The sequence below is a fragment of the Massilia niabensis genome (assembly GCF_042655085.1).
Classification (GTDB): Bacteria; Pseudomonadota; Gammaproteobacteria; order Burkholderiales; family Burkholderiaceae_D; genus Telluria; species Telluria niabensis.
Genome location: NZ_JBHSMU010000015.1, coordinates 906,275 through 929,419, shown reverse-complemented (window position 1 = coordinate 929,419; position 23,145 = coordinate 906,275). Strand labels below are relative to the sequence as shown.

The window sequence follows — 23,145 nt, the reverse complement described above, 5'->3', positions numbered from 1 at the left end:
GTAGAAAATCCTGTCGCACATGCAAGTCGAGGCGCCTATGAGGGCGCCTCGACTTGCAAGCTTAATAATCTCAATAAGCAATTATGCCTTGAAACTGGTCTCGAGGAAGCCCGCACGCTTAACCACGCGGTCGAGTTCGACCAGGGTGGTGAGCAGCTCCTTCATGCGGCCCAGCGGCACCGCGTTCGGGCCGTCGGACAGGGCATTCGCCGGGTCCGGGTGGGTTTCCATGAACAGGCCGGCAATGCCGGCTGCCACCGCGGCGCGCGACAGCACCGGGATGTGTTCACGCTGGCCGCCCGAGGACGTGCCCTGCCCGCCCGGCAGCTGCACCGAGTGGGTGGCGTCGAACACCACCGGGCAATTCGATTCGCGCATGATGGCGAGCGAACGCATGTCCGAGACCAGGTTGTTGTAGCCGAACGAGGCACCGCGTTCGCAGGCCATGAAGTTGTCCTGATTCAGCCCAGCGGCAGCTGCGGCCGCCCGTGCTTTATCAATCACGTTCTTCATGTCGCCCGGGGCCAGGAACTGGCCCTTCTTGATGTTCACCGGCAGGCCCGAACGGGCGCATGCGTTGATGAAATCGGTCTGGCGGCACAGGAAAGCCGGAGTTTGCAGCACGTCGACGACACTTGCCACTTCAGGAATCTCTTCCTCGGTGTGGACGTCGGTCAGCACCGGCACGCCCAGCGTCTTCTTCACGTCGGCCAGGATCTCCAGGCCCTTCTCGCGGCCGGGGCCGCGGAACGAGGTGCCCGACGAGCGGTTCGCCTTGTCGAACGACGATTTATAGATGAACGGGATGCCCAGCGCCGAAGTGATCTCTTTCAGCGTGCCGGCGACGTCCATCGCCATCTGGCGCGATTCGATCACGCAGGTGCCGGCGATCAGGAAAATTGGCTGGTCCTGGCCTACTTCAAAGCCGCAAAGTTTCATGCTGCATCTCCTTGCAATGCGGGCGCATTGGCGGCTGCCGGCGTGTTTTCCGACTGGTGCCTGAGCGCCGCCTGGATGAACGACGTGAACAGCGGGTGGCCGCTGCGCGGGGTCGACTTGAATTCAGGGTGGAACTGCACGCCCATGTACCACGGGTGCGAATTCGCTCCGGTGCGCGGCAATTCCATGATTTCGCACAGGTCTTCGTTCGGGGTACGCGCCGCGACGACGAGGCCGGCCGCTTCCACCTTCGGCAGGTAGTGGTTGTTCGCTTCGTAGCGGTGGCGGTGACGCTCGGTGACGACGCTGCCGTAGATCTCGGCGGCCAGCGTGCCCGGGTTCACCGCGCAGGTCTGGGCGCCCAGGCGCATGGTGCCGCCCAGGTCCGAGTTCTCGTCGCGCTGCTCCACTTTACCGTCGTGGTTCTGCCACTCGTTGATGAGGGCGACTACCGGCTGGTCGGTGTCGAGGTCGAACTCGGTGGAGTTCGCGTTCGGCAGGCCGGCCATGTGGCGCGCGTATTCGATCAGCGCGACCTGCATGCCCAGGCAAATGCCGAGGTAGGGGATCTTGTTTTCACGGGCATAGCGCGCGGCCATGATCTTGCCTTCCACGCCGCGCTTGCCGAAGCCGCCGGGAACGAGGATCGCATCGTACTTGGACAGGTGATCGCAGCCCTTCGATTCGATTTCTTCCGAGTCGAGGTATTCGATGTTGACGCGGCTTTCGGTGTGGATGCCGGCGTGGCGCAGCGCTTCGGTCAGCGACTTGTACGATTCGGTCAGGTCGACATACTTGCCGACCATGCCGATCGTGACTTCGCGCTTCGGGTTTTCCAGCGTGTAGATCAGCTTGGTCCACATCGACAGGTCGGCCGGCGGCGCCTGGATGTCCAGCGCTTCCAGGATGATGTCGTCCAGGCCCTGGTCGTGCAGTACCTGCGGCACCTTGTAGATGGTGTCGACGTCCCACACGGAGATGACGGCCTGCTCTTCGACGTTGGCGAACAGCGAAATCTTGGCGCGCTCGTCGTCGGGAATCGGGCGGTCGGCACGGCACAGCAGCGCGTTCGGCGAAATGCCGATCTCGCGCAGCTTCTGCACGCTGTGCTGGGTCGGCTTGGTTTTCAGTTCACCGGCCGAGGCGATGTAGGGCACCAGGGTCAGGTGCACGAACGCGGTCGACCTGCGGCCCGAGCGCAGCGACAGCTGGCGCGCCGCTTCCAGGAAGGGCAGCGATTCGATGTCGCCGACGGTGCCGCCGATTTCGACCAGCGCCACGTCGACGCCTTCGGCGCCGCGGCGGATGTAATCCTGGATTTCGTTAGTGATGTGCGGGATCACCTGCACGGTCTTGCCGAGGTACTCGCCGCGACGTTCCTTGCGGATCACCGATTCGTAGATCTGGCCGGTGGTGAAGTTGTTCACCTTTTTCATGCGGGTGCTGATGAAGCGCTCGTAGTGGCCGAGGTCGAGGTCGGTCTCGGCGCCGTCGTCGGTCACGAAGACTTCGCCGTGCTGCATCGGGCTCATCGTGCCCGGATCCACGTTAATGTAGGGATCGAGCTTGAGCATGGTGACTTTGAGACCGCGCGATTCGAGGATCGCGGCAAGAGAAGCGGCCGCGATTCCCTTGCCCAGGGAAGAGACGACGCCGCCAGTGACGAATACAAATTTGGTCATTGTGCTGAAGGTGCCGAACGGCACGCGCGGGAAATAGAAATTATACCTTAAAAGGCCGGGTACTTCTTCACATCAAGGCGCCCCGTGCGGCAACGGAAGGGATTTCTCACGCAAAGCCAACTTCCAGTCGGCAATTTTTCAGTATTGATAACGACTGTTGGAAAGTTGCCGCACAACATCTCAAGAAATGAATTAAAGAAATAGATATTTCCCTTAATCAATGTAACATCGGCGCTTTCCTTCACCTGTTTGTACAAAGAGCGCTATGGGTTTCTTTAATAATTTGAACATCGGCAAACGGCTGGCCATCGGCTTCGCCCTGACACTGGCCATGTCCGTCCTCATGGCCGCGGCAGGCGTCTGGCGCCTGAACAAGGTCGCTGCCGACACCGAGAACATTCTCGCCCAGCCCCTTGCCAAAGAGCGCATGATTACCGAGTGGTACACGCAGATCTTCGCGGCGGTGCGCCGCACGGCGGCGATCGTCAAGAGCAGCGATCCGTCGCTGGGCCCGTATTTCAAGGAAGACGCCGCCGCTACCGGCAAGGTGTCGGCCGAACTCGTGAAGCAGATCGAACCCCTGATCGAAGGACCTGAGGAAACCGCGCTGTTCAAGAAGATCAGCGAGCAGCGCAAGCGCTATGGCGAGGCGCGCGACAGTGCCGTCAAGGCCAAGGCCGATGGCGATCAGGAACTGGCCACGAAAATCCTTGACGACTCGTTTACCCCGACTGCCAAGGCCTACCAGGAATCGGTGCGTCAACTGGTGCAAATGCAGCACGACCACATCAGTGCCACGGCACGCGGCATCAAGGCCACGTCCGACTTCGGCACCACGCTGATGATCGGACTGGCCGCCGTGTCCGTCCTGCTTGGCGCGATCGTTTCGTGGCTGCTCACGCGCGGCATCGTGCGGCCGATCCGCCAGGCCGTCACTTTGGCTGAAACCGTTGCCAGCGGCGACCTGACCCGGTCCATCGACGCCACCGCGAAGGACGAAACGGGCGCCCTGCTGCGCGCCCTGTGCCACATGAACGACAGCCTGGTGCGCATCGTCACTGAAGTACGCGGTGGCACCGACACCATCGCCGGGGCATCGAGCGAAATCGCCGCCGGCAACCTCGACCTCTCGAGCCGCACCGAGCAGCAGGCAGCTTCGCTGGAAGAAACCGCCGCCTCGATGGAAGAACTGACGACGACCGTGCGCCAGAACGCCGACAACGCGCGCCAGGCGAACCAGCTGTCGATCACGGCTTCCGAAGTCGCGGCGCAGGGCGGCGCGGTGGTTGGCCAGGTCATCACGACCATGGGTTCGATCAACGAATCGTCGCGCAAGATCGTCGACATCATCGGCGTCATCGACGGCATCGCCTTCCAGACCAACATCCTGGCGCTGAACGCCGCCGTGGAAGCGGCGCGTGCCGGCGAACAGGGCCGCGGCTTTGCCGTGGTGGCGTCGGAAGTGCGCAACCTGGCCCAGCGCTCGGCCGCCGCCGCCAAGGAAATCAAGGTGCTGATCGGCGACTCGGTGGACAAGGTCGACGCCGGCGCGAAGCTGGTCGACCAGGCCGGCGCGACGATGGAACAGGTGGTGGAATCGATCCGCCGCGTCACCGACATCATGGCCGAGATCACCCACGCCAGTGCCGAGCAGACCGGCGGCATCGAGCAGGTAAACCAGGCCATCGGCCAGATGGACGAAGCGACCCAGCAGAACGCCGCGCTGGTCGAGGAATCGGCGGCAGCGGCGGCCTCGATGCAGGACCAGGCGGCCAAACTGGCGCAGGCTGTCGGTGTGTTCAAGCTCGACGGCGCCGCAACCGCCGCATTACAGGCCGCGGTTGTGCCAACGCGCGCCGTTGCGGTACGTCCTGCGCTGGCCGCGCGTGCGGCAGCAGCGCCGGCCGGGCCGGCCGTCAAGCGCGTCGTCCAGCCAGCGTCGCGCGCGAAGGCGACAGCCGACGAATGGGAAGCGTTTTGATCAGGTAAAAAAAGCACGAAAGCCGCCCGGCTCATCGCTGGGCGGCTTTTTTTTTGCTCGCGGCAGTTTGCCGTAACGGCAGCGACTTACCCTGGTGGCGGCCGCCGCTCCTGCGCTGGTCCCTGCCCGGCGCCTCCCGGCACACTCCCGCCGGCTTCGCGCTCGACCCTTTCCAGCGCCCGCGCCGCCGGGCCATGCAGCACCCTGCCCTCCACGTCGAAGCGCGAGCCGTGGCAGGGGCAGTCCCACGAGCGCTCCGCCGAGTTCCAGTGCACCACGCAGCCCAGGTGCGTGCAGGTGGCCGACAGCGCGTGCAGGTCTCCCGCCGCGTCCCGGTACATGGCCAGCTTGTGCATGCCTTCGCGGACGATCGCCCCCTCGCCCGGCGCGATAGCGGCGGCCGATTCGACCTCGCCGCCGGTGAACCAGTCGCCATACTGCGTCATGATATTCGCCTGCTCCGCAACGAAGTCACGGATGCCGTGCACGCCCTTGCGCCCGGGATCGTAGATGGCCTGCCATGGATTCGCCCGCCCCGCGATCAGGTCCGTCACCAGCATCGCGCCCGCCGTGCAGTGGGTCATGCCGTTACCGGAGTCGCCCGTGATCAGGTAACGGTTCCTGCCGGCCGTGGGATCGCGCCCGAGGTAGGCCATGCGGTCGTTCGGTTCCATCACCTCGCCGGACCAGCGGTAGGCGACCTCCTGCGCCATCGGGAAGTGCACGCGCACCCAGCGCTCGATCTCGTCGTAGCGGTGCTCGGGATGGCTGTCCTGCCCGACCTTGTGGTCGGCCCCGCCCACGATCAGGAGCTCGTGCGTGCTGTCTGCGCCGAGGGTCGCGAGGCGCACATAATAGTAGGGGTCGCCCGTATCCCAGAGCAGGATGCGCGGGACCGCGCCTTTCGGCACCCGCAAGGCGACGACATAGGTACGGTAGCCGGCCTGCTTGGTATGCATCACGACCCGGTGGTTGAACGGCGTGTTGGTCGCCACGACCACCGCTTCGGCGCCGATCGTGCCGCGGCTGGTCATGACGAGCTGGGTGGTGCCCGATCCGCGGATGTCATGGGCGAGCGTGCCGCCATGGATCGCGCCGCCCATGCGCACGACAGCGTTCGCCAGCCTGGCCAGGTACTTGAGCGGGTGGAACTGGGCCTGGCCCGGATAACGCACGCAGAATCCCGTGTCGAAACCGAGGCCCGGTACGCGCGGCAGCAGTTCGGCCTTCACGCCCGCACGCAGCGCCGCATCGCGCTCCTTCTCGAAGTCCTTGAAGCCGTTGCCGGGCAGTGCATACAGGAAACCATCGATGCGCTCGAACTCGCAATCGATGCCCTCTTTTGCGACGATCGACTCGACCAGGCTGGTTGCGGCCGCGTAGCTGTCGGCGACGAGCCTGGCGGCATTGGCGCCGAACGATTCTTCCAGCCCGGCATACCACTCGTCCGGCGGAAAGAAATGGGCCGTGGTGCGGCCGGTTTCGCCGGCCCCGACCCCGTAGGCGTCGATCAGGATGACCTTCCTGCCCTCGCGTGCCAGCAGATAAGCGCTGGTGAGGCCCGCGATGCCGGCGCCGATGACGCACACGTCGGCGGCGGCGTCCGCCTGCAGCGGCGGATATTCCGGAACGGACGCGGTGGCCATCCAGGCCGACGTCGAACTACCGTTTGTATTCAGCAACATACATCCCCCTTCTTTGTCGGATAAAGGAATAGCGTTGTGCCAAAGCTGAATATAGTCCTCATTGCGCGCAGCGGGCGCTGTGTAGGTTGGCGCATCTCCCGTCGATAACGATGCGTCGACCGCCAACCACAAACAGCAACGCCGGCATTGCGCCGGCGTCCCTTACTACCGCCCCACACGGGGGCGCCCAACTACATTACTTCTGACCCGGCTTGAGCAAATCCAGCAGGATCGCCGTTTCCGCCGTGATGAACGAGCGCACGGTTGGCTTGAATTCCGGCGCCCACTGCGGCGAGTGGGTGCCCGGCGGGTACTTGCCTGCCGCGCGCGCTGCCGCCAGCTTCTTCGGCTCGACCGCGCCCACGTGCAGCAGGACCGACTTGATCCCGGCCTGGCCGAAGTTGGCGAAGTCTTCCGACGTCATCTTGGCCGGCATCTCGACCACGTTCTCGGTGCCCAGCGCGCCCTGCATTGCCGTCACCGCGCGTGCCACCAGTTCCGGATCGTTGTAGACCGAATCGGCGCCCGGCACGATGTCGACCTGCGGCTTCTTCGGTGCGCCGGCGGCCTGCGCCGTGCCTTCAACTTCACGCACGATGCTGGCCAGCACGCGCTTGCGCACTTCCGGCTTGTAGGTACGCACCGTCAGCAGCAGCTTGACCTGGTCGGGCACGATGTTGGCCTGGGTGCCGCCGTTGATGGCGCCGACGGTGATCACGACCGGGTCGGCCGGGTTGTTCTCGCGCGAGACCAGGGTCTGCAGCGCCATCACGACACGTGCCGCCATGACGACCGGGTCGCGCGTTTCCTGTGGCGTGGCGCCATGGCCGCCCTGGCCGTGGATGGTGATGGTGACCGTATCGGCCGAGGCGCGGAAGTGGCCGGCGCGGTAGCCGACCTGGCCTGCCGGCAGGGTGCCTTCGTCATGCATCGAGAGAGCATAGTCAGGCTTCGGGAAGCGCTTGAGCAGGCCGTCCTTGATCATCGCGGCCGAACCCTTCAGCGGTTCCTCGGCCGGCTGGCCGACCAGCATCAGGGTGCCGCTCCACGCCTTGCGGTTTTCCGCCATCAGTTTCGCCGTGGCGTACCAGGCCGCCATGTGCACGTCGTGGCCGCAGGCGTGCATCACCGGCACGGTCTCGCCGGCCGCGTTCTTGCCGGTCGCGGTGCTGGCGAACGGCAGGCCGGTCTTTTCCAGCACCGGCAGCGCATCGAGTTCGGTGCGCAGCATCGCGACCGGGCCCGGGCCGTTCTTCAGGATCGCGACGATACCGGTGCCGCCCACGCCGGTGGTGACTTCAAAACCGAGGGCCTTGACGCGTTCAGCGAGTTTCTTTGCGGTCTGGTGTTCGTTGAAGGCCAGTTCCGGGTTGCGGTGCAGGTCCTGGTAGAGGGCTTCGATGGCCGGATAATCCTTGTCGAGCTGGGCCGTGAATGCGGGCGGCAGCGCTGCGGCGTGGGCGGCGTGGGCGGCGCCGCCGATGACGCCAGCCAGCAGGAGCGATTGAACGAGTCGGACAGATGATTTCATGATTTTTTTCCAAGGGCGCGACGTGGCGCGGGTGAGACAGAATCTAGTGCAGATCCACGAGGGCCGCAAGCCTAACAAATTCATTGCTGCAACGCAATATTTAACAATTAACGTGGCAAGACTAATCAGCAAAAGTGTCGTAAAAATTTCCTTGCATCAATTTTTTACTAGCAGTAACAGTTGCCGACGACTTAGAATCCGCTACCTCCCCGACCTCCAACCCCAACAAAACCAGAAGGAATGCTGTAATGGGCTTCATCTCCAACATCAAGATCGGCAAGCGCCTCGGTCTCGGCTTCGCGCTCATCCTGGCCATGACCGTGCTGATCGCCTGCGCCGGCATCTGGCGCCTCAACGAAGTGGCCGAGTCCACCCGCACCATGATGGCCGCGCCGCTGACGAAAGAGCGCCTGATTACCGACTGGTACAGCCTGAACTACGCCTCGATCCGCCGCACCGCCGCCATCGTCAAGAGCACCGACCCGGCGCTGGGCCCGTATTTCAAGGAAGACGCGGCCGCCTCGGTGAAGAAGGCCGCCGAGCTGCTGAAGCAGATCGAGCCGCTAGTCACGGGCGAGCAGGAAAAAGCCCTGTTCGCGAAGATCCTCGACCAGCGCAAGATCTATAGCGCCTCGCGCGACGGCGCCGTCAAGGCCAAGGCCGAGGGCAACGAGGAAGAAGCGGCGCGCCTGCTCGACCAGGGCTTCACCCCGGCCGCCAGGGTGTACCAGGAACTGCTGCACGAGCTGGTGGTCATGCAGCGCAGCAGCATCGATGCGACCGCCAAGGCAATCGACGCCACGGCCGAGCGCAGCACCGCCATCATCGCCGCGCTGACCGCTTGCGCGGTGCTGCTCGGCGCCATCCTGTCGTGGCTGCTCACCACCGGCATCACCCGTCCGATCCGCGCCGCCCTGGAACTGGCGGAAACCGTTGCCGGCGGCGACCTGACCCGTAGCGTCGATGCCGGCGCCAAGGACGAAACCGGCGCCCTGCTGCGCGCCCTGCGCCACATGAACGACAGCCTGGTCGCCATCGTGACCCAGGTGCGCAACGGTACCGACACGATCGCCACCGGCTCGGCCGAAATCACGGCCGGCAACCTCGACCTCTCGAGCCGCACCGAACAGCAGGCCGGCGCGCTGGAAGAGACCGCCGCCTCGATGGAAGAACTGACGACGACCGTGCGCCAGAACGCCGACAACGCGCGCCAGGCGAACCAGCTGTCGATCACGGCTTCCGAAGTCGCGGCGCAGGGCGGCGCGGTGGTCGGCCAGGTCATTACGACCATGGGTTCGATCAACGAATCGTCGCGCAAGATCGTCGACATCATCGGCGTCATCGACGGCATCGCCTTCCAGACCAACATCCTGGCGCTGAACGCCGCCGTGGAAGCGGCGCGTGCCGGCGAACAGGGCCGCGGCTTTGCCGTGGTGGCGTCGGAAGTGCGCAACCTGGCCCAGCGCTCGGCTGCCGCCGCCAAGGAAATCAAGGTGCTGATCGGCGACTCGGTGGACAAGGTCGACGCCGGCGCGAAGCTGGTCGACCAGGCCGGCGCGACGATGGAACAGGTGGTGGAATCGATCCGCCGCGTCACCGACATCATGGCCGAGATTACCCACGCCAGTGCCGAGCAGACCGGCGGCATCGAGCAGGTAAACCAGGCCATTGGCCAGATGGACCAGGTCACCCAGCAGAACGCGGCACTCGTCGAGGAATCGGCGGCAGCGGCGGCTTCGATGCAGGACCAGGCGGCCAAACTGGCGCAGGTGGTCGGCGTGTTCAAGCTGGCCGGCCCGGCGCTGGCGGCGCCTGCTGCCCAGCCGAAGCGTGCGGTTGCCGCCCGCCCTGCCCCGGCCCTGCGCGCTTCCAGGCCAACTGCGCCGGCAGCGCCGAGCCGCCAGGCGAAGCGGGTCGAGGCGGATGAATGGGAAACCTTCTGATCGGCGCCAACGCGTCGTAAAGAGCCGCCCGCTTTGCCGGGCGTTTTTTTTTGCGGTTGGCTTCGCCGATGTTCACAGGGTCAGACCGCGTGGGCGGAGCCCACCCTACAAGGGCGGGCCGTTAACGCTCTTTTGCCACGGGAACGATGCACTGGCGTAGGGTGAGCTCCGCCCACGCGGTCTCAGCCTACGCCAGTGCATCGTGGCACCACAGGGCGGCCGCGACATCGGCCCCGTTGGCCGGATCGACATAGCCGGCCGCGAGGCGCTCGGCGCCCTCGGGCAGGCCGCCCTCGAGTGCCTGCGCACAGAAGCCAACGGCCGTCGACCTACGTCAGTCGGTCACCACATGCCAGACGTCTTTGACCTTGTCGCCCTTGCGCTCGCCGGGCTTGCCGTCCTTGGCAAACAGGTAGAGCGGCTTGCCCTTGTAGGCCAGCTGCTTCATACCGTCGTGGCGCGTCACGACCGAGTAAGGCGAGGCCACGCGTTCATCGCTGACAGGCACCGGTGGCCACATCTTCGCGCAGCCCTCGTTGCAGGCGCTCTTTCCCGAGCCGACCGTATCCTTGTCGAAGGTGTAGACCGTCATGCCTGCGGCGTCGACCAGCACGCCATCGGCCTTTTTGAAGCCGGACTGGGCCAGCGCACCGGCCGCTGCAAACAGGAGCGCGGCAGCAAGGGTTGCGCGGACAGGATGCATCGCTTTCATGGCAATCTCCCAGGGAAGGGTGAATCCCGAGTATAGGCCTGCATGGGCGGCACAGTGCTTCTTGCTGCGTGGCAGAGCGGCGTAGAAACAACGGCGCACGGCCCGGGCACGGCTTGCCTGACGTGCACCCGGACCGGAGCGGCAGGGGTTATAATGCCGTCCTTACAAAAGGCTTTCATGACCTCCAAGATCCTGATTCTGAACGTGGACGACTACGACCAGGCGCGTTACATAAAAACACGCCTGCTGCAGAATGCGGGCTTTCTTGTCGAGGAAGCGAGCAACGGCGTAGAAGCGCTGGAGATGGCCGCGCGGCTGCATCCGAGCCTGGTGCTGCTCGACGTCAGGCTGCCGGACATCGACGGGCGCGAAGTCTGCCGCCGCCTCAAGGCCGACCCGGCCACCAGCGGCATGAACGTCATCCACACCTCGGCCGCTTTTATCTCAGAGCAGGACGCGCGCGAGGGGCTGGAAAGCGGCGCCGACCGCTACATCGCCGTGCCGTTCGAGCCGCAAGACCTGATCGCCGCCGTGCGCGCGGTGCTGCACTGAGATTGCTTCCCCCAGCCACCGCTTGAGGCCAGCCGGCCAAGCCTGGCGCGGATGCCTGCCCGGCGCGCGGCCCTTACGGCACCAGGATTGCCGCGCCATGCATCATCAGCGGGCGCCACGTCGACAGCGGCGCCCTGGTGCGGGTGCTGGACGACTGGGATGCCGCCCCTATCCCCATCTACATCGTCTACCCTGCCAACCGCCACCTCAGTGCCCGCGTGCGGGTCTTCGTCGACTGGATGCTGGAACTCTTCCGCGCCAGCCCCTACACGCTGCCGCCTGGCCCTGCCGCCTGATTTTCCGCCTGGCCCGCACGCAAGCGCTGCACGAACCAGCGCCCGGCCGGCCCCGGCGGCTGCTCCTTGCGGTGGATCGCGTGCATGGAAAAACCCGACCCCAGGGTCGGGCTGGTTTCGATCTTGATGCGCACCAGTGTTCCCGCATCGAGGTCGGCCTGCACCATGTGCAGCGGCATGTGCCCCCATCCCAGACCTGCACGCAGGAAGGCGTGCTTGGCGCCGAGATCGGCCAGGCGCCACACATTCGCTGACACCACCCCGAAGTTGCGCCCCGCGGTCAGCGTCGAGCGGTCGGTCAGCACCAGTTGCACGTGCTGCCCGAGCACCGAACGCAGCACCACACCGGACACCGCCGCCAGCGGATGCTGGGGCGACACGACCGTCACCGCCGGCACGTCGAGCAGGTAGGCGGAAACGCAGTCGGGTGGCACCTCGGGCAAGGAGCCGATGACGGCAATGCGGCACTGACCCGCAAGCAGCGGCTGTACCACCGCGCCGAGCGCTTCCACATACAGGCGTAACGGCGTTGTCGGAAACTGCTGCTGAAAACCCTGGACAGCGGCCGTCAGGGTCTCGATCGGAAACATGACGTCCACCGCCACTGCCAGTTCCGGCTCCAGCCCCTCGGCCAGGGTGCGTGCCCTGGCCTTGAAAGCGTCCATGCTGCCCACCGCGATCCGGGCCTGCTCCAGCAGGGCCTGGCCGGCATCGGTCAGCACCGGATAGCGGCCGGTACGTTCGAACAGGGGAAACCCGACCTGCAGCTCGAGGTTCGCCAGGGTATGGCTGACCACCGATTGCGCCCGCCGCAGCCGACGACCGGCCGCCGAAAAGCTGCCCTCCTCCGCGGCCGCGATGAAGGTGCGCAACTGGTCCATGGACATCGCGTCGAGCATGTATCTACTCCCTAGATAGTATTGATCGAATTATATAGGCTATCCGCATCGATCAACCCTTCGTAAGATGCATCCATACCCGATGCACGACCGCCGACAAGGCACACGAAAGGATTCACCATGAACACCATCGCGGAACCCACTCCCGCCAGCGCCGCTTCCCTGCAGCGTCCGATCATCCATCGTACCCGCGGCGCCACCCGGGGCGGCGTGACCCGCCTGATCAGCCCGGCTGGCGCGAATAAACTCATCAAGCCCTTTGTCTTCCTCGACCTGTTCCATCTCCAGTCGGACAAGCACAAGATGGGCATGCATCCCCATTCCGGCATCGCCACCGTGACCGTCCTCCTGGACGGGGCGCTGGCCTACCGCGAAACCACGGGCAGCGAAGGAACGCTGCCGGCCGGCGGCGTCGAATACATGAGCGCCGGCGGGGGCGTGTGGCACGAGGGCGGCCCGGTCGAGGGTGGCGCGGTGCGCGGCTTCCAGCTGTGGCTGGCGCTGCCGCCGGAAGACGAACTGGCCCCTTCGCACAGCCTGTACCTGGCGCCGGAACGGGTGGCGCAGGCGGGGCCGGCGCGGGTTATCATCGGCAGCCATGGCGGCGCCAGCAGCGCCATCGAGCCGCGGGCGCCGATCAACTACCTGCACGTGACGCTGGAGGACGGCGAACGCTGGCGCTACACGCCCCCGTCCGGGCACGACGTGGCCTGGGTGGGGGTTGCCGACGGTGTGCTGGAGACGGCCGGCGCGCAGCTCTCCGGCGAGCTTGGGGTATTCCAGCAGGGCCAAGGCAGGCTCGACTTCGTCGCCCGGGGCGCTACCCAGTTCGTGCTCGGCTCCGCTGCTACCCACCCGCATCCGCTGGTGACGGGCTACTACTCGGTGCATACCAGCCAGGCGGCGCTGGAAAAAGGCGAAGCGGGGATTGCGCGCCTGGGAACCGAACTGCGCGCCGCCGGGAAGCTGTGAGTCTAGCGCCCCAGCCCAATGCCAATGCCTATGCCGGAACCACGGCCCCCGCTGCCCCAACCGCCAAAGATGGACGTCGATACGCCGCCATAGTTGGCGCCGTTCTTTGCCGCTAACTGGACAACACAATTACGCCAGGGATCCGAGTTCGCCGTAAAGCCCAGCTGCGTGCATGCCGGTCCGTATTCGGCGATCATGCGATCCATCTCAGCTTGTTGCTTCAGTGCTTTTTCTTGAGGTGTGGCACATCCAAGCAAGCAACACACGCTCGCGGTCATCAACATCAAAGTGCGCATGGCGGTTCTCCTAAAGCGATGAGTCGAATTAGCCTGAGCCTGGCAGGCGTTGAAGCGATCATACATCTCAATCGAATTGGCCGACTTACGCCGGCCGCTACAGGAAAAAGGCTTACCGCCAGGTCACTGATCGAGCCGGCTTGCGATACCGGGGGATGAAGCTGCGCCAGTCAGAACGGGCTTGCCGTCGGGCGCACGATGATCTCGCTGACATCGACGTCGGCCGGCTGCGCGATAGCGAAATCGACGGTGCGCGCCACGGCTTCCGGCTTGATCGCGACCTGGCGGAAAGTGCGCATCTCCTCGCGCCCGGCGGCGTCTGAAATCGACTCGGCCAGCTCGGACTCGACCACGCCGGGCGAGACCACGGTGACGCGGATATCGGCGCCGACCTCCTGGCGCAGGCCTTCCGAAATCGCGGCCACGGCAAACTTGGTGGCGCAGTACACGGCCGCGGTCGGGCTGACGGTATAGGCGCCGATCGAGGCCAGGTTGATGATCTGCCCGCTGCGCTGGCGCTGCATCACGGGCAGGACCGCCGCGATCCCGTGCAGGACGCCGCGCACGTTCACGTCGATCATCCGGTTCCATTCGTCCACCTTCAGTGCTTCGAGCTTCGAGAGCGGCATGACGCCGGCATTGTTGACGAGAACGTCAATGCGGCCGTGCCGCTGCAGCGCGACATCGGCGAACTGCTGCATGCTCTCCAGGCTGGTGACGTCGAGGGTGCTGACCACGGCCGAGCCGCCCTCGGCGCGGATGCGCTCCGCGAGGGCCTCGAGCCGCTCCGTGCGGCGCGCCCCCAGGACCAGGTGCATGCCGCGCGCGGCGAGGTAGCGGGCCGTGGCTTCGCCGATGCCGCTGCTGGCGCCGGTGACGAGGACGACTTTCTGTTCGGTGCTTGCGCTCATGATGCTTCTCCCATGTCGGTTGTGGATGGGGGAAGTATGCTGGGCATGCGTGCCGCCGGAAATATCGGATAGTATGCCCGTATTGCCTAATCCTCCAGAATCGCCGATCCGAGCTCGACTTGCCCCCGCCATGAGCGACTCCCGCCAGCAACGCATCGTCCACCTGCTGCAAGCGCTTGCGCCGGCGCAGGGCTATACCCTGTCCGCGCTGGACGGTGTGCGGTTCATGCGCGCCGATGTGCCGATCGCGCGGGTGCCGGTGCTGTATGAGCCCTCCATCGTCATCGTCTGCCAGGGGCGCAAGCGCGGTTTTCTTGGCGACGCCGTCTATACCTACGATCCGCAGCACTGCCTGGTGTTGTCGGTGCCCTTGCCCTTCGAGTCGGACACGCTGGCGAGCACCGAGGAGCCGCTGCTGGCGGTGGCGGTATCGATCGACCTGAAGCTGGCGGCGGAGCTGGTGCTGGCGCTCGATGCGCGCCACCGGCAGCAAGCCTCGGCAGCGGCCGGAATCTGCTCCGCGCCCTTGAGCGAGGCGATGAGCGACGCCCTGCTGCGCCTGCTGCAGGCGCTCGGTTCGCGCGAGGAAGCGCAGATGCTCGGGCCGGGGATCGTGCGCGAACTCCTGTACCGCGTGCTGACCGGCCCGCAGGGCGGCGCAGTGCACGCTGCCTTGAACCAGCACGGCCATTTCGGCAGGATCGGCAAGGCGCTCAGGCGTATCCATGCGAGCTTCGCGCAGCCGGTCGACGTGGCCACCCTGGCCGGCGAAGCCGGTATGAGCGTCGCCGCCTTCCATGCCCATTTCAAGGCGGTCACGCGGACGACACCCATCCAGTACTTGAAAACGACGCGCCTGCACAAGGCGCGCCTGCTGATGGTGCAGGACGGCGTGAGCGCGGCCAGCGCCTCGCACCTGGTGGGATACGAAAGCCCTTCCCAGTTCAGCCGCGAGTTCAAGCGCTTCTTCGGGCGCACCCCCGCGCATGAAGCCAGCACGATGAAAGACGCCCTGGCCCAGTTCCCGGCGCAGCTGGCGACGGCCTACGTGACGGTGCAGTAGGCCGCAGCGGCAACGCTAGCACGCCAACTTGCCCATCGAATCGATCGATGGATTCCATCTATTTATATAGGCTTCTCAGATGGGTTGTGGTCACCTAAGATGGTTTCATGCCGGGCGACACCGGAGCCCATCAACCCACTCTGAGAGGATTCATCATGAAAAACGCAATCGACAACAATACCGCCATCTTTGCCGCCATCGGCCGCGTCCTGCTGGCAACCATTTTCATCTTCAGCGCCCTGGGCAAGATCGCGGCACCCGCCGCCACCATCGGCTATATCGAATCGATGGGCCTGCCGTTCGCGACGGCCGGACTGGCCATCGCCGTCGCCGTTGAACTCGGCGGAGGACTGCTGCTGGTACTGGGTGTGAAGACCCGCCTGGTGGCGGCGGCCCTGGCGGCGTTCTCGATCGTGACCGGCCTCGTCTTCCACAATGCGATCGGTGACCAGAACCAGCTGATCCACCTGTTGAAGAACATTGCGATGGCGGGCGGCCTGCTCCAGGTCGTGGCATTCGGTGCCGGCGCCTTCAGCTTCGACGGACGTACCGGCCGCCAGGCGGCAGCGCACACAGCCTGAGATGCCGCTAACGAAAAAGGCCGTGCATGCCGGGAGGCTGCACGGCCTTTTTGGTGGATGAGTACAGGACAACTGTACGCACCGCGCCTTGCCTCAGGTCGCCAGCATGCGCAGCAGCAGGCCGGTGATATAGGCGCCATAGGTGCCGAGGGCATAGCCGAGCACCGCCAGCAGTACGCCGACCGGCGCCAGCGCGGGGTGGAAGGCGCTGGCCACGACCGGTGCCGACGCCGCCCCGCCGACATTGGCCTGCGATCCGACCGCCATGAAGAACAGCGGCGCGCGAATCAGCTTTGCCATCAGCAACAGCAGGCCGCCGTGCACGGAAATCCAGATAATCCCCAGCAGGAACAGCCACGGCCTGTCCACCAGTGCGTTGAGGTCCATCTGCATGCCGATGGTGGCGACCAGGATGTACAGCATGGCCGAGCCGATCGTCGAGGCGCCGGCGCCCTCCAGGCTGCGCGCCCGGGTAAAGCTGAGCAGCAGGCCGAAGGTCGTGGCGAACACGACCATCCAGAAGAAGGCCGAGGTCAGGCTGTAGTCCTTCAGGCGCCACTCCTGCGGTAGGCTGCCGATCCAGTCGAGCACCGGGCCGGTCAGGGCATGCGACAGGCCGGTGACGCCGAGGCCCACCGCCAGCACGATCATTACGTCGGTCAGGGTCGGCACACGCGCATGCACGGCCTGGTAGGTTTCGATGCGGGACTTGAGCGCGTTGATGGCGGTGAGGTCGGCGCCGGTCCAGCGATCGAAGGCATCGGCGCGGCCTGCCAGGAACAGCAACACGGCCATCCACAGGTTCGCCACCAGCACGTCGACGGCGACGAACTGGCCGAACAGGGTGGCGTCGACCTCGAACACTTCTTTCATCGCCGCCTGGTTGGCCCCGCCGCCGATCCAGGCGCCGGTGATCGTGGTCATGCCGCGCCAGGTGTCGCCCGCCACTGTCTCCGGATGGATGAGGCGCATGACTTCGAACGACACCAGTGCGCCCAGCATGATGCCGGCGGTCCCAGTCAGGAACATGATGATCGCCTTCGGGCCGAGCCGCACGATGGCGCCGAAGTCGATCGCCACGCACAGCAGCACCAGTGCACTCGGGAGCAGGAAGTCGCGCGCGACCGGATACAGCTTCGACAGGCTGCCGTCGATGACGCCGAGGGTATTGAGGATGGCCGGGACCAGGTAACACAACAGCAAGGCCGGCACATAGGTATAGAACTTCTTCCAGAAGCCTTCGGGCCGCGATGCGGTCCAGAAAACGGTGCCGAGGATCGCCGCGAGTATGCCGAGCACGACGGCGTCATTGGTTACGAGAGGAACTGAAGTCTGCATCGGAATAATCGTCCAGGGTTGTCATGGCCGGGTACCCAGGTCGGCACCAGGCACGGGGCTCTTCGCCAGGCCTTGCCCTGCGGAGCCTGTTGCGAGGAAAGGCATTCTACATTCTTGAAAGAAAAACCTGCCCGTTTACGGTACGCATCCGCCTTCGGCAAAATCCCTGCAGTCGGTCGCAAATAAAATAGTTGACAGACGTTCCAGAAAAAAGCGACATTGCTCGGCGTTACGTTTTCACCTTACGTCATGCTTCCTGCCGATCTTCCTGTACCCAGCGCCTGCCCGTGCGAACACGCGGGCGCAGGTGCAAGCGCCGCGCTGCACCCCGGGCCGCGCACGTTCATCTTCCGTTTCACGGGCAGCGGCCATGAGTACTTCCGCATATGGGTCGTCAACCTTCTGCTGAGCCTGGCAACCTTCGGTATCTATTCGGCCTGGGCCAAGGTGCGGCGCCTGCAGTATTTCGACCGGAATACGTCGCTTGCCGGTGCGACCTTCGATTTCCACGGCAGCCCGAAAGCGATCCTGCACGGGCGGCTGCTCGCCCTGGCCCTGCTCGCTTCTTACCAGTATGCGATCGGTTTCTCGGCCGGCGCCGGCCTGGCGATTGCCGTCGGGCTCCTGCTGGCGGCGCCCTTCCTGATGCGCGGCGCCCTGCGCTTCCGGCTCGGGCACACGAGCTACCGCGCCATCCCGTTCGCGTTCACGGGTTCCGTGCGCCACGCCTACCTGGCCTACATGGCGCCGGCGATCCTGTTCGTGCTGCCGGGCGTGATGATCGCGGTATTCGGCGAGGCTGCCTGGACTGCGCTGGCCCTGCTGCTGTATGCGGCCTGGCCGCTGATGTCCGGCCTGATGAAACGCTACCAGTATGGGCATGTGCGGTATGGCGACCTGGCGTCGTCGACCAGCCTGCCGCTGCGCGGGTTCACCGGCATCTACCTGCTCGGTGCCGTGTGGATGGCCGCCGCGTGCGCCCTCGTCGTCTTGCTGGTCTTCTGCGCGGCCGTCGTGGTCGCCCCCCGCACGACCGGCGACCTCGTCATGTGGATCTTCGGCGCCACCACCTTGCTGATCATCGGCGTGCTCGCCTACCTGATGCTGGGCCCCTACCAGCAGGTGCGCGTCCTCAATTTTTGCCTGGCGCGCACATGTTTCCCCGGCGTGCGCTTCGTCTCCACGCTCAGCCTGAGGCCGTACATGCGCCTGCAGTTGAGGAACATGGCGCTCACCATCCTGAGCCTGGGCCTGTACCGCCCGTTCGCCGTGGTCGCCGCCTACCGCTACCGCATGGAACACCTGGCGGTGCGCTGCGAAGGCGACATCGACGCCATCCTCGCCGGCGCAAGCCGCCCGCAGGGCGCGGCAGGCGACGGTGCCACCGACTTCTTCGGCATCGACCTCTCGTGGTGACGCCATGCTGAGCGCCCACTACTTCGATGGCCGCAGCGCGCGCCTGCACCTGGCCCAACTGTGCATTGCCGACGGGGTAATCGCCCTGCAGGGCGATGTCGACAAGACCTACCGCGTGACGGAGACCCGGCTCGCCGAGCCGTTCTCGCAGGCGCCCGCGGTCCTGTATTTCGCCGACGGTGCCCGCTGCGAGATCGCCGGGCCACGGCCGGACCGGCTGCTCGAAGAGGCGCTGGGCTACCGCCGGTCGTGCGTGGTGCGCTGGCAGCATCGGATCCGCGGGGCGCTCGCGGCCCTGCTCCTGCTGGTAGCGCTGCTCGTGTGGAGCGTGGGCTGGGGCATCCCCCTGCTCGGCGCGCGGATCGCCGACGCGACGCCGCCGTCGGTCGACCAGGCCTTCGGCGAGCGCGCCCTCGCCGGCCTGGAGAAAAGCGGCATCTTCAGGCCGAGCCGCCTCGACTGGCGGCAGGTTGCGGCCCTGGCCGAGTTGCTGCCCGAGGTCGCGCCAGCGGACATGCGCCTGCGCCTGCTCGTGCGCGATTCGCCCTACACCGGCCCGAACGTCTTCGCGCTGCCCGACGGGACCATCGTGGTGACGGACCTGATGGCGCGGCTGGTGTTCGGCCAGGCCACGGCATTGAACGACTACCAGCGCGTCGCCCTGAAGGGCGTGCTGGCGCATGAAATCGCCCACATCCAATTGCGCCACACGGTGCGCGAAGTCGCCAGCTCCTCGTTGACGGCGGCGCTCTCGTCGGCCCTGCTGGGCGACTTCAGCGGCGCCTCGGCAATCCCCGCGACGCTGGCCAACCTGAATTTCTCACGCGAGATGGAAACCGAAGCAGACGAATTCGCCATCCGCCTGCTGCGGGAAAAAGGCATGTCGACGCTGCCCATGGCTGACCTGCTCGACTGGTTCCAGAAGAGGCAGGACGAGATCGAGGGAGAGGACGACGAGGGCTTGCCGGGCTGGTTCAGTGGCTCGGGCGCGAATTTTTTCGAGACGCATCCCTTGACGGCGGAGCGCACCGGGCGCCTGCACGCGGCAGCCCGCCAGCAAGAGCGCCTGACAAAGATAAAGGCGCCCTAGCAAAAATCCCGGCTGTTGGTTGTCAACCGGCCCAGCAGGTGCGACATGTCCACCAGCCGCTTGGCCACCAGGTGGCGCACCTGTCCCTGGCTCTGCCAGATGCCGTACACGCCGAGCAGGTGCGCGCCCAGCACTTCGCGGCGCTGCTGCTCGACCAGGTCCGGCCAGACGATCACGTTCACATTGCCCGTCTCGTCTTCCAGCGTCACGAACAGCACGCCATTCGCAGTGCCGGGCCGCTGGCGCACGGTAACGATGCCGCAGCCGCGCGCGAGCTGGCCATCCTGGTATTCATTCAATACCGAAGCCGGCATGAAACGCTGCTTGAGCAGTTGCTTCCTCAGCAGCGCCACCGGATGACGCCCCAGTGTCAATCCTTGCGCGCGGTAGTCGCCGACGATCTCGTCGCCCTCCGAGGGGGCCGCCAGCGCCGGCATCTCCTCGCTAGGGGTGGTCGGGCGCAGCAGGTCCTTGTCGGGCACGGCGCCCACTGCCTGCCACAGGGCTTCACGGCGGTGGCCGGCGAGCGTGCGCAGGGCATTGGCGCCGGCCAGCACCTGCAGGTCGCCTCTAGCCAGCCCTGCCCTTCTCGCCAGGTCGGCCACGCTCTCGAAGGGGCGGATCGCGCGCGCGTCCTCGATGCGCGCGGCGGCTTCCCGGCTCATGCCGCGCTGCAGGGAAAGCCCCAGCCGCACCGCGGGCTGGCGCGTGGAGTCGTGGAGCTCTTCCAGGGTGGACTCCCAGCCGCTGATTGCAATGTCCACCGGCCGCACCTCGATGCCGTGGCGCTGCGCGTCCTGCACCAGTTGCGAAGGGCTGTAGAAACCCATCGGCTGGCTGTTCAGGAGCGCGCACAAAAACGCCGCCGGCTCGTGGCACTTCAGCCAGGAGCTGGCGTAGGCCAGCAGCGCGAAACTGGCCGCGTGCGACTCGGGAAAACCGTATTCGCCGAAGCCCTGGATCTGGCTGAAGATGGCCTCCGCAAACGCGAGTTCATAACCGCGTTCCAGCATGCCGCGCACGATGCGGTCGTAATAGTGTTCGAGCCCCCCTTTCCGCTTCCAGGCCGCCATCGCACGCCGCAACTGGTCTGCCTCGCCGGGCGTAAAACCGGCGCCGAGGATCGCCACCTGCATCACCTGCTCCTGGAAGATCGGCACGCCCAGCGTGCGCCCGAGTGCCTGCTTCATCTCCTCGCTCGGATACACCACGGGCTCGAGGCCCTGGCGCCGCCGCAGATACGGGTGCACCATGCCGCCCTGGATCGGGCCGGGGCGCACCACCGCCACCTCGATCACGAGATCATAAAAAACGCGCGGCTTCATGCGTGGCAGCATGCTCATTTGCGCGCGCGATTCGATCTGGAACACGCCCACCGTGTCGGCCGCGCAAATCATGTCGTAGGTGGCCTTGTCGTCGGGCGGGATGTCCTGCATCTCGAACAGATTCCCGTGGCGCAGGCTGACCAGCTCCAGGGCGCGCCGCAGCATCGACAGCATGCCCAGCGCCAGCACGTCGACCTTCATCAGGCCGAGTTCCTCGAGGTCGTTCTTGTCCCACTGGATGACGCTGCGTTCCGCCATGGTCGCGTTCTCGATCGGCACCAGGCGCGACAGCTTGCCCTGGGCGATGACGAAGCCGCCGGGGTGCTGCGACAGGTGGCGCGGGAAGTTCAGGAGCTGCTGCGCCAGCGTCGCCCACTGGCGCGACAGCGGCGCTTCCGGGTCGAGGCCGGATTCCTTCAGGCGGTTCAGCAAATCGGCCTTGCTGTCGAACCAGTGGTGGGTCTTGCACACCTTCTCGATGATGGCGAGATCGACGCCGAGCGCGCGCCCGCTGTCGCGCAGCGCGCTTTTGGGCCGATAGCTGATGACGACCGCCGCCAGCGCCGCCCGGGTGCGACCGTACTTGTTGTAGATGTACTGGATGACTTCTTCGCGGCGCTGGTGCTCGAAGTCGACATCGATATCGGGCGGCTCGTTGCGCTCTTTCGAGATAAACCGTTCAAACAATAAATTCGCGCGCGCCGGGTCGACTTCGGTGATGCCGAGGCAGTAGCAGACCGCCGAATTGGCCGCCGAGCCGCGCCCCTGGCACAGGATGTTGTTCGAGCGCGCAAAGCGCACGATGTCGTACACGGTGAGGAAGTAGTGTTCGTAACCCATCTCGCTGATCAAGCCCAGCTCGTGCTCGACCTGGGCCTGGACTTGCGCCGGAATCCCCTCGCGAAAACGCCGGTGCGCGCCGATATAGGTCTCGCTGCGCAGGAAGCTGCCCGCGGTATGACCCGGCGGGACCACTTCGTTCGGGTATTCGTAGCGCAGCTCGTCGAGCGAGAAGGTGCACAGGCTGGCGATGCGCAGCGTCTGGTAAATCGCTTCGCGCGAATAGATGTTCGCCAGGCGCAGGCGCGCGCGCAGGTGCTGCTCGGCGTTCTGCGCCAGGCCATAACCGCATTCGCCCACCGGTTTGCCCAGGCGGGTGGCGGTCAGCGTGTCCTGTAGAGGTTTGCGGGAGCGCACATGCATCACCACGTGGCCAAGCGCGACGACCGGCAGCCGGTGCTGGGCGCCCACCTCCTCGATCGTGACCCGGTGCGCTTCGTCGAAGGCCCGGTGCAGCAGCACGAGGCCGAGCCAGGCGCGGCCCGGGAACTGCGCCGCCATCCACCCGGCCTGCGCATGCAGGCGGTCGACGTCCTTCGTCTCGTGGCCCGGATAGGCCGGCAGCAGGATCGCCAGGCAGCCGGGCATGCCCTTCAGGTGCGCCAGCGCGGCGGGCGGGTTGGCGATGTCCTCCGGCGTGAGCAGATAGGTGCCCTTTTCGCTGCGCGTGCGGCCGAGCGTGATGAATTCGGACAGGTTACCGTAGCCGTTACGGTCCTGCGCCAGCAGGATCAACGACAGCGCAGGGCTGCCGTCCCGCTCCTCCAGGTGAAAGTGGGCGCCGACGATGAAGGGCAGCCCTGCCTTCTTCGCCTCGGCATGGGCCCGCACCACGCCGGCCAGCGAGCATTCGTCGGTCAGCGCCAGCGCCGCATATCCCAGCCGCACCGCCCGCTCCACCAGTTCCTCGGCATGCGAGGCGCCTTCGAGGAAGGAAAAATTCGACAGGCAGAACAGCTCCGCGTAGGCAGGCAGCTTCTCTATCGGCGGCTGGGAGGGTGACGGCATCGGCAAGGTAAAATTGTTGTGAGTTTACAAAATACTGTATAAAAACACAGTATAAGACCGACGAGATCAACTTATCAATAATTTC

General features: G+C 65.6%; 19 protein-coding genes. 9 read left to right on the top strand and 10 right to left on the bottom strand.

What is annotated here, in order from left to right; genetic code table 11:
- Positions 1-81: 81 nt before the first annotated feature.
- The gene (gene kdsA, locus ACFPN5_RS18575; RefSeq protein WP_379785267.1) at positions 82-939 is read right to left on the bottom strand and encodes a 3-deoxy-8-phosphooctulonate synthase; all 858 of its coding nucleotides are present in this window, start codon (positions 937-939) and stop codon (positions 82-84) included.
- On the bottom strand, positions 936-2,621 hold the full coding sequence (locus tag ACFPN5_RS18570; RefSeq protein WP_379785266.1) for a CTP synthase: 1,686 nt from the start codon (positions 2,619-2,621) through the stop codon (positions 936-938). The genes kdsA and ACFPN5_RS18570 overlap by 4 nt, the downstream gene beginning before the upstream one ends.
- A 265-nt stretch (positions 2,622-2,886) precedes the next feature.
- Here ACFPN5_RS18570 and ACFPN5_RS18565 point away from each other — a divergent pair, with 265 nt between their 5' ends.
- Complete coding sequence (locus ACFPN5_RS18565) at positions 2,887-4,602, top strand: methyl-accepting chemotaxis protein (protein ID WP_379785265.1); 1,716 nt, start codon at positions 2,887-2,889, stop codon at positions 4,600-4,602.
- An 86-nt stretch (positions 4,603-4,688) separates the two neighbouring features.
- Here ACFPN5_RS18565 and ACFPN5_RS18560 read toward each other — a convergent pair whose 3' ends face one another.
- Positions 4,689-6,287 (bottom strand): FAD-dependent oxidoreductase, encoded by a 1,599-nt coding sequence (locus ACFPN5_RS18560; RefSeq protein WP_379785264.1) that lies wholly within the window; start codon positions 6,285-6,287, stop codon positions 4,689-4,691.
- Between the two features lie 196 nt (positions 6,288-6,483).
- Positions 6,484-7,818, bottom strand: a complete 1,335-nt coding sequence (locus ACFPN5_RS18555; protein ID WP_379785263.1) for an amidohydrolase — start codon at positions 7,816-7,818, stop codon at positions 6,484-6,486.
- 248 nt (positions 7,819-8,066) lie between these two features.
- Here ACFPN5_RS18555 and ACFPN5_RS18550 point away from each other — a divergent pair, with 248 nt between their 5' ends.
- Entirely contained in the window at positions 8,067-9,761 is a 1,695-nt protein-coding gene (locus tag ACFPN5_RS18550) for a methyl-accepting chemotaxis protein (RefSeq protein WP_379785262.1), read from the top strand.
- 334 nt (positions 9,762-10,095) lie between these two features.
- Here ACFPN5_RS18550 and ACFPN5_RS18545 read toward each other — a convergent pair whose 3' ends face one another.
- On the bottom strand, positions 10,096-10,473 hold the full coding sequence (locus tag ACFPN5_RS18545) for a COG4315 family predicted lipoprotein (protein WP_379785261.1): 378 nt from the start codon (positions 10,471-10,473) through the stop codon (positions 10,096-10,098).
- A gap of 177 nt (positions 10,474-10,650) precedes the next feature.
- Between ACFPN5_RS18545 and ACFPN5_RS18540 the strand changes: the two genes are divergently transcribed.
- Positions 10,651-11,025, top strand: a complete 375-nt coding sequence (locus ACFPN5_RS18540; protein ID WP_379785260.1) for a response regulator transcription factor — start codon at positions 10,651-10,653, stop codon at positions 11,023-11,025.
- 86 nt (positions 11,026-11,111) lie between these two features.
- Positions 11,112-11,321, top strand: coding sequence for a LysR substrate-binding domain-containing protein (locus ACFPN5_RS18535; protein WP_379785742.1), 210 nt, complete (start codon positions 11,112-11,114; stop codon positions 11,319-11,321).
- On the opposite strand, the gene ACFPN5_RS18530 is transcribed toward ACFPN5_RS18535, so the two are convergent.
- On the bottom strand, positions 11,291-12,220 hold the full coding sequence (locus ACFPN5_RS18530; RefSeq protein WP_379785259.1) for a LysR family transcriptional regulator: 930 nt from the start codon (positions 12,218-12,220) through the stop codon (positions 11,291-11,293). The two genes, ACFPN5_RS18535 and ACFPN5_RS18530, sit on opposite strands and share 31 nt — an antisense overlap.
- A gap of 120 nt (positions 12,221-12,340) precedes the next feature.
- Here ACFPN5_RS18530 and ACFPN5_RS18525 point away from each other — a divergent pair, with 120 nt between their 5' ends.
- Positions 12,341-13,192 (top strand): pirin family protein, encoded by an 852-nt coding sequence (locus ACFPN5_RS18525; RefSeq protein ID WP_379785258.1) that lies wholly within the window; start codon positions 12,341-12,343, stop codon positions 13,190-13,192.
- Positions 13,193-13,194: 2 nt separating this feature from the next.
- Here the strand turns inward: ACFPN5_RS18525 and ACFPN5_RS18520 are convergent, their stop codons facing one another.
- Both ACFPN5_RS18520 and ACFPN5_RS18515 read right to left on the bottom strand, forming a co-directional pair.
- Positions 13,195-13,488: a hypothetical protein gene (locus ACFPN5_RS18520; protein WP_379785257.1), complete on the bottom strand. Its 294-nt coding sequence runs from the start codon at positions 13,486-13,488 to the stop codon at positions 13,195-13,197.
- A 170-nt stretch (positions 13,489-13,658) separates the two neighbouring features.
- Entirely contained in the window at positions 13,659-14,399 is a 741-nt protein-coding gene (locus ACFPN5_RS18515) for an SDR family oxidoreductase (protein ID WP_379785255.1), read from the bottom strand.
- 130 nt (positions 14,400-14,529) lie between these two features.
- Here ACFPN5_RS18515 and ACFPN5_RS18510 point away from each other — a divergent pair, with 130 nt between their 5' ends.
- Positions 14,530-15,462: an AraC family transcriptional regulator gene (locus ACFPN5_RS18510; RefSeq protein ID WP_379785254.1), complete on the top strand. Its 933-nt coding sequence runs from the start codon at positions 14,530-14,532 to the stop codon at positions 15,460-15,462.
- 155 nt (positions 15,463-15,617) lie between these two features.
- Entirely contained in the window at positions 15,618-16,043 is a 426-nt protein-coding gene (locus ACFPN5_RS18505; RefSeq protein WP_379785253.1) for a DoxX family protein, read from the top strand.
- A 93-nt stretch (positions 16,044-16,136) separates the two neighbouring features.
- Here the strand turns inward: ACFPN5_RS18505 and ACFPN5_RS18500 are convergent, their stop codons facing one another.
- Positions 16,137-17,342, bottom strand: coding sequence for a DUF819 family protein (locus ACFPN5_RS18500; RefSeq protein WP_379785252.1), 1,206 nt, complete (start codon positions 17,340-17,342; stop codon positions 16,137-16,139).
- A gap of 288 nt (positions 17,343-17,630) precedes the next feature.
- Here ACFPN5_RS18500 and ACFPN5_RS18495 point away from each other — a divergent pair, with 288 nt between their 5' ends.
- Positions 17,631-18,797, top strand: coding sequence for a YjgN family protein (locus ACFPN5_RS18495; protein WP_379785251.1), 1,167 nt, complete (start codon positions 17,631-17,633; stop codon positions 18,795-18,797).
- Between the two features lie 4 nt (positions 18,798-18,801).
- The gene (locus tag ACFPN5_RS18490) at positions 18,802-19,887 is read left to right on the top strand and encodes a M48 family metallopeptidase (RefSeq protein WP_379785250.1); all 1,086 of its coding nucleotides are present in this window, start codon (positions 18,802-18,804) and stop codon (positions 19,885-19,887) included.
- Here ACFPN5_RS18490 and ACFPN5_RS18485 read toward each other — a convergent pair.
- Positions 19,884-23,060: an error-prone DNA polymerase gene (locus ACFPN5_RS18485; RefSeq protein WP_379785249.1), complete on the bottom strand. Its 3,177-nt coding sequence runs from the start codon at positions 23,058-23,060 to the stop codon at positions 19,884-19,886. The genes ACFPN5_RS18490 and ACFPN5_RS18485 overlap by 4 nt on opposite strands.
- Positions 23,061-23,145 lie beyond the last annotated feature (85 nt).

Excerpts from the sequence above, each read along its gene's own strand:
- ACFPN5_RS18540 (WP_379785260.1), top strand. The coding sequence starts at position 10,651 with ATGACCTCCAAGATCCTGATTCTGAACGTGGACGACTACGACCAGGCG.
- ACFPN5_RS18530 (WP_379785259.1), bottom strand. The coding sequence starts at position 12,220 with ATGCTCGACGCGATGTCCATGGACCAGTTGCGCACCTTCATCGCGGCC.
- ACFPN5_RS18560 (WP_379785264.1), bottom strand. The coding sequence starts at position 6,287 with ATGTTGCTGAATACAAACGGTAGTTCGACGTCGGCCTGGATGGCCACC.
- ACFPN5_RS18570 (WP_379785266.1), bottom strand. The coding sequence starts at position 2,621 with ATGACCAAATTTGTATTCGTCACTGGCGGCGTCGTCTCTTCCCTGGGC.
- ACFPN5_RS18510 (WP_379785254.1), top strand. The coding sequence starts at position 14,530 with ATGAGCGACTCCCGCCAGCAACGCATCGTCCACCTGCTGCAAGCGCTT.
- ACFPN5_RS18490 (WP_379785250.1), top strand. The coding sequence starts at position 18,802 with ATGCTGAGCGCCCACTACTTCGATGGCCGCAGCGCGCGCCTGCACCTG.
- ACFPN5_RS18505 (WP_379785253.1), top strand. The coding sequence starts at position 15,618 with ATGAAAAACGCAATCGACAACAATACCGCCATCTTTGCCGCCATCGGC.
- ACFPN5_RS18550 (WP_379785262.1), top strand. The coding sequence starts at position 8,067 with ATGGGCTTCATCTCCAACATCAAGATCGGCAAGCGCCTCGGTCTCGGC.
- kdsA (WP_379785267.1), bottom strand. The coding sequence starts at position 939 with ATGAAACTTTGCGGCTTTGAAGTAGGCCAGGACCAGCCAATTTTCCTG.
- ACFPN5_RS18525 (WP_379785258.1), top strand. The coding sequence starts at position 12,341 with ATGAACACCATCGCGGAACCCACTCCCGCCAGCGCCGCTTCCCTGCAG.
- ACFPN5_RS18495 (WP_379785251.1), top strand. The coding sequence starts at position 17,631 with ATGCTTCCTGCCGATCTTCCTGTACCCAGCGCCTGCCCGTGCGAACAC.
- ACFPN5_RS18485 (WP_379785249.1), bottom strand. The coding sequence starts at position 23,060 with ATGCCGTCACCCTCCCAGCCGCCGATAGAGAAGCTGCCTGCCTACGCG.
- ACFPN5_RS18515 (WP_379785255.1), bottom strand. The coding sequence starts at position 14,399 with ATGAGCGCAAGCACCGAACAGAAAGTCGTCCTCGTCACCGGCGCCAGC.
- ACFPN5_RS18520 (WP_379785257.1), bottom strand. The coding sequence starts at position 13,488 with ATGCGCACTTTGATGTTGATGACCGCGAGCGTGTGTTGCTTGCTTGGA.
- ACFPN5_RS18565 (WP_379785265.1), top strand. The coding sequence starts at position 2,887 with ATGGGTTTCTTTAATAATTTGAACATCGGCAAACGGCTGGCCATCGGC.
- ACFPN5_RS18545 (WP_379785261.1), bottom strand. The coding sequence starts at position 10,473 with ATGAAAGCGATGCATCCTGTCCGCGCAACCCTTGCTGCCGCGCTCCTG.
- ACFPN5_RS18555 (WP_379785263.1), bottom strand. The coding sequence starts at position 7,818 with ATGAAATCATCTGTCCGACTCGTTCAATCGCTCCTGCTGGCTGGCGTC.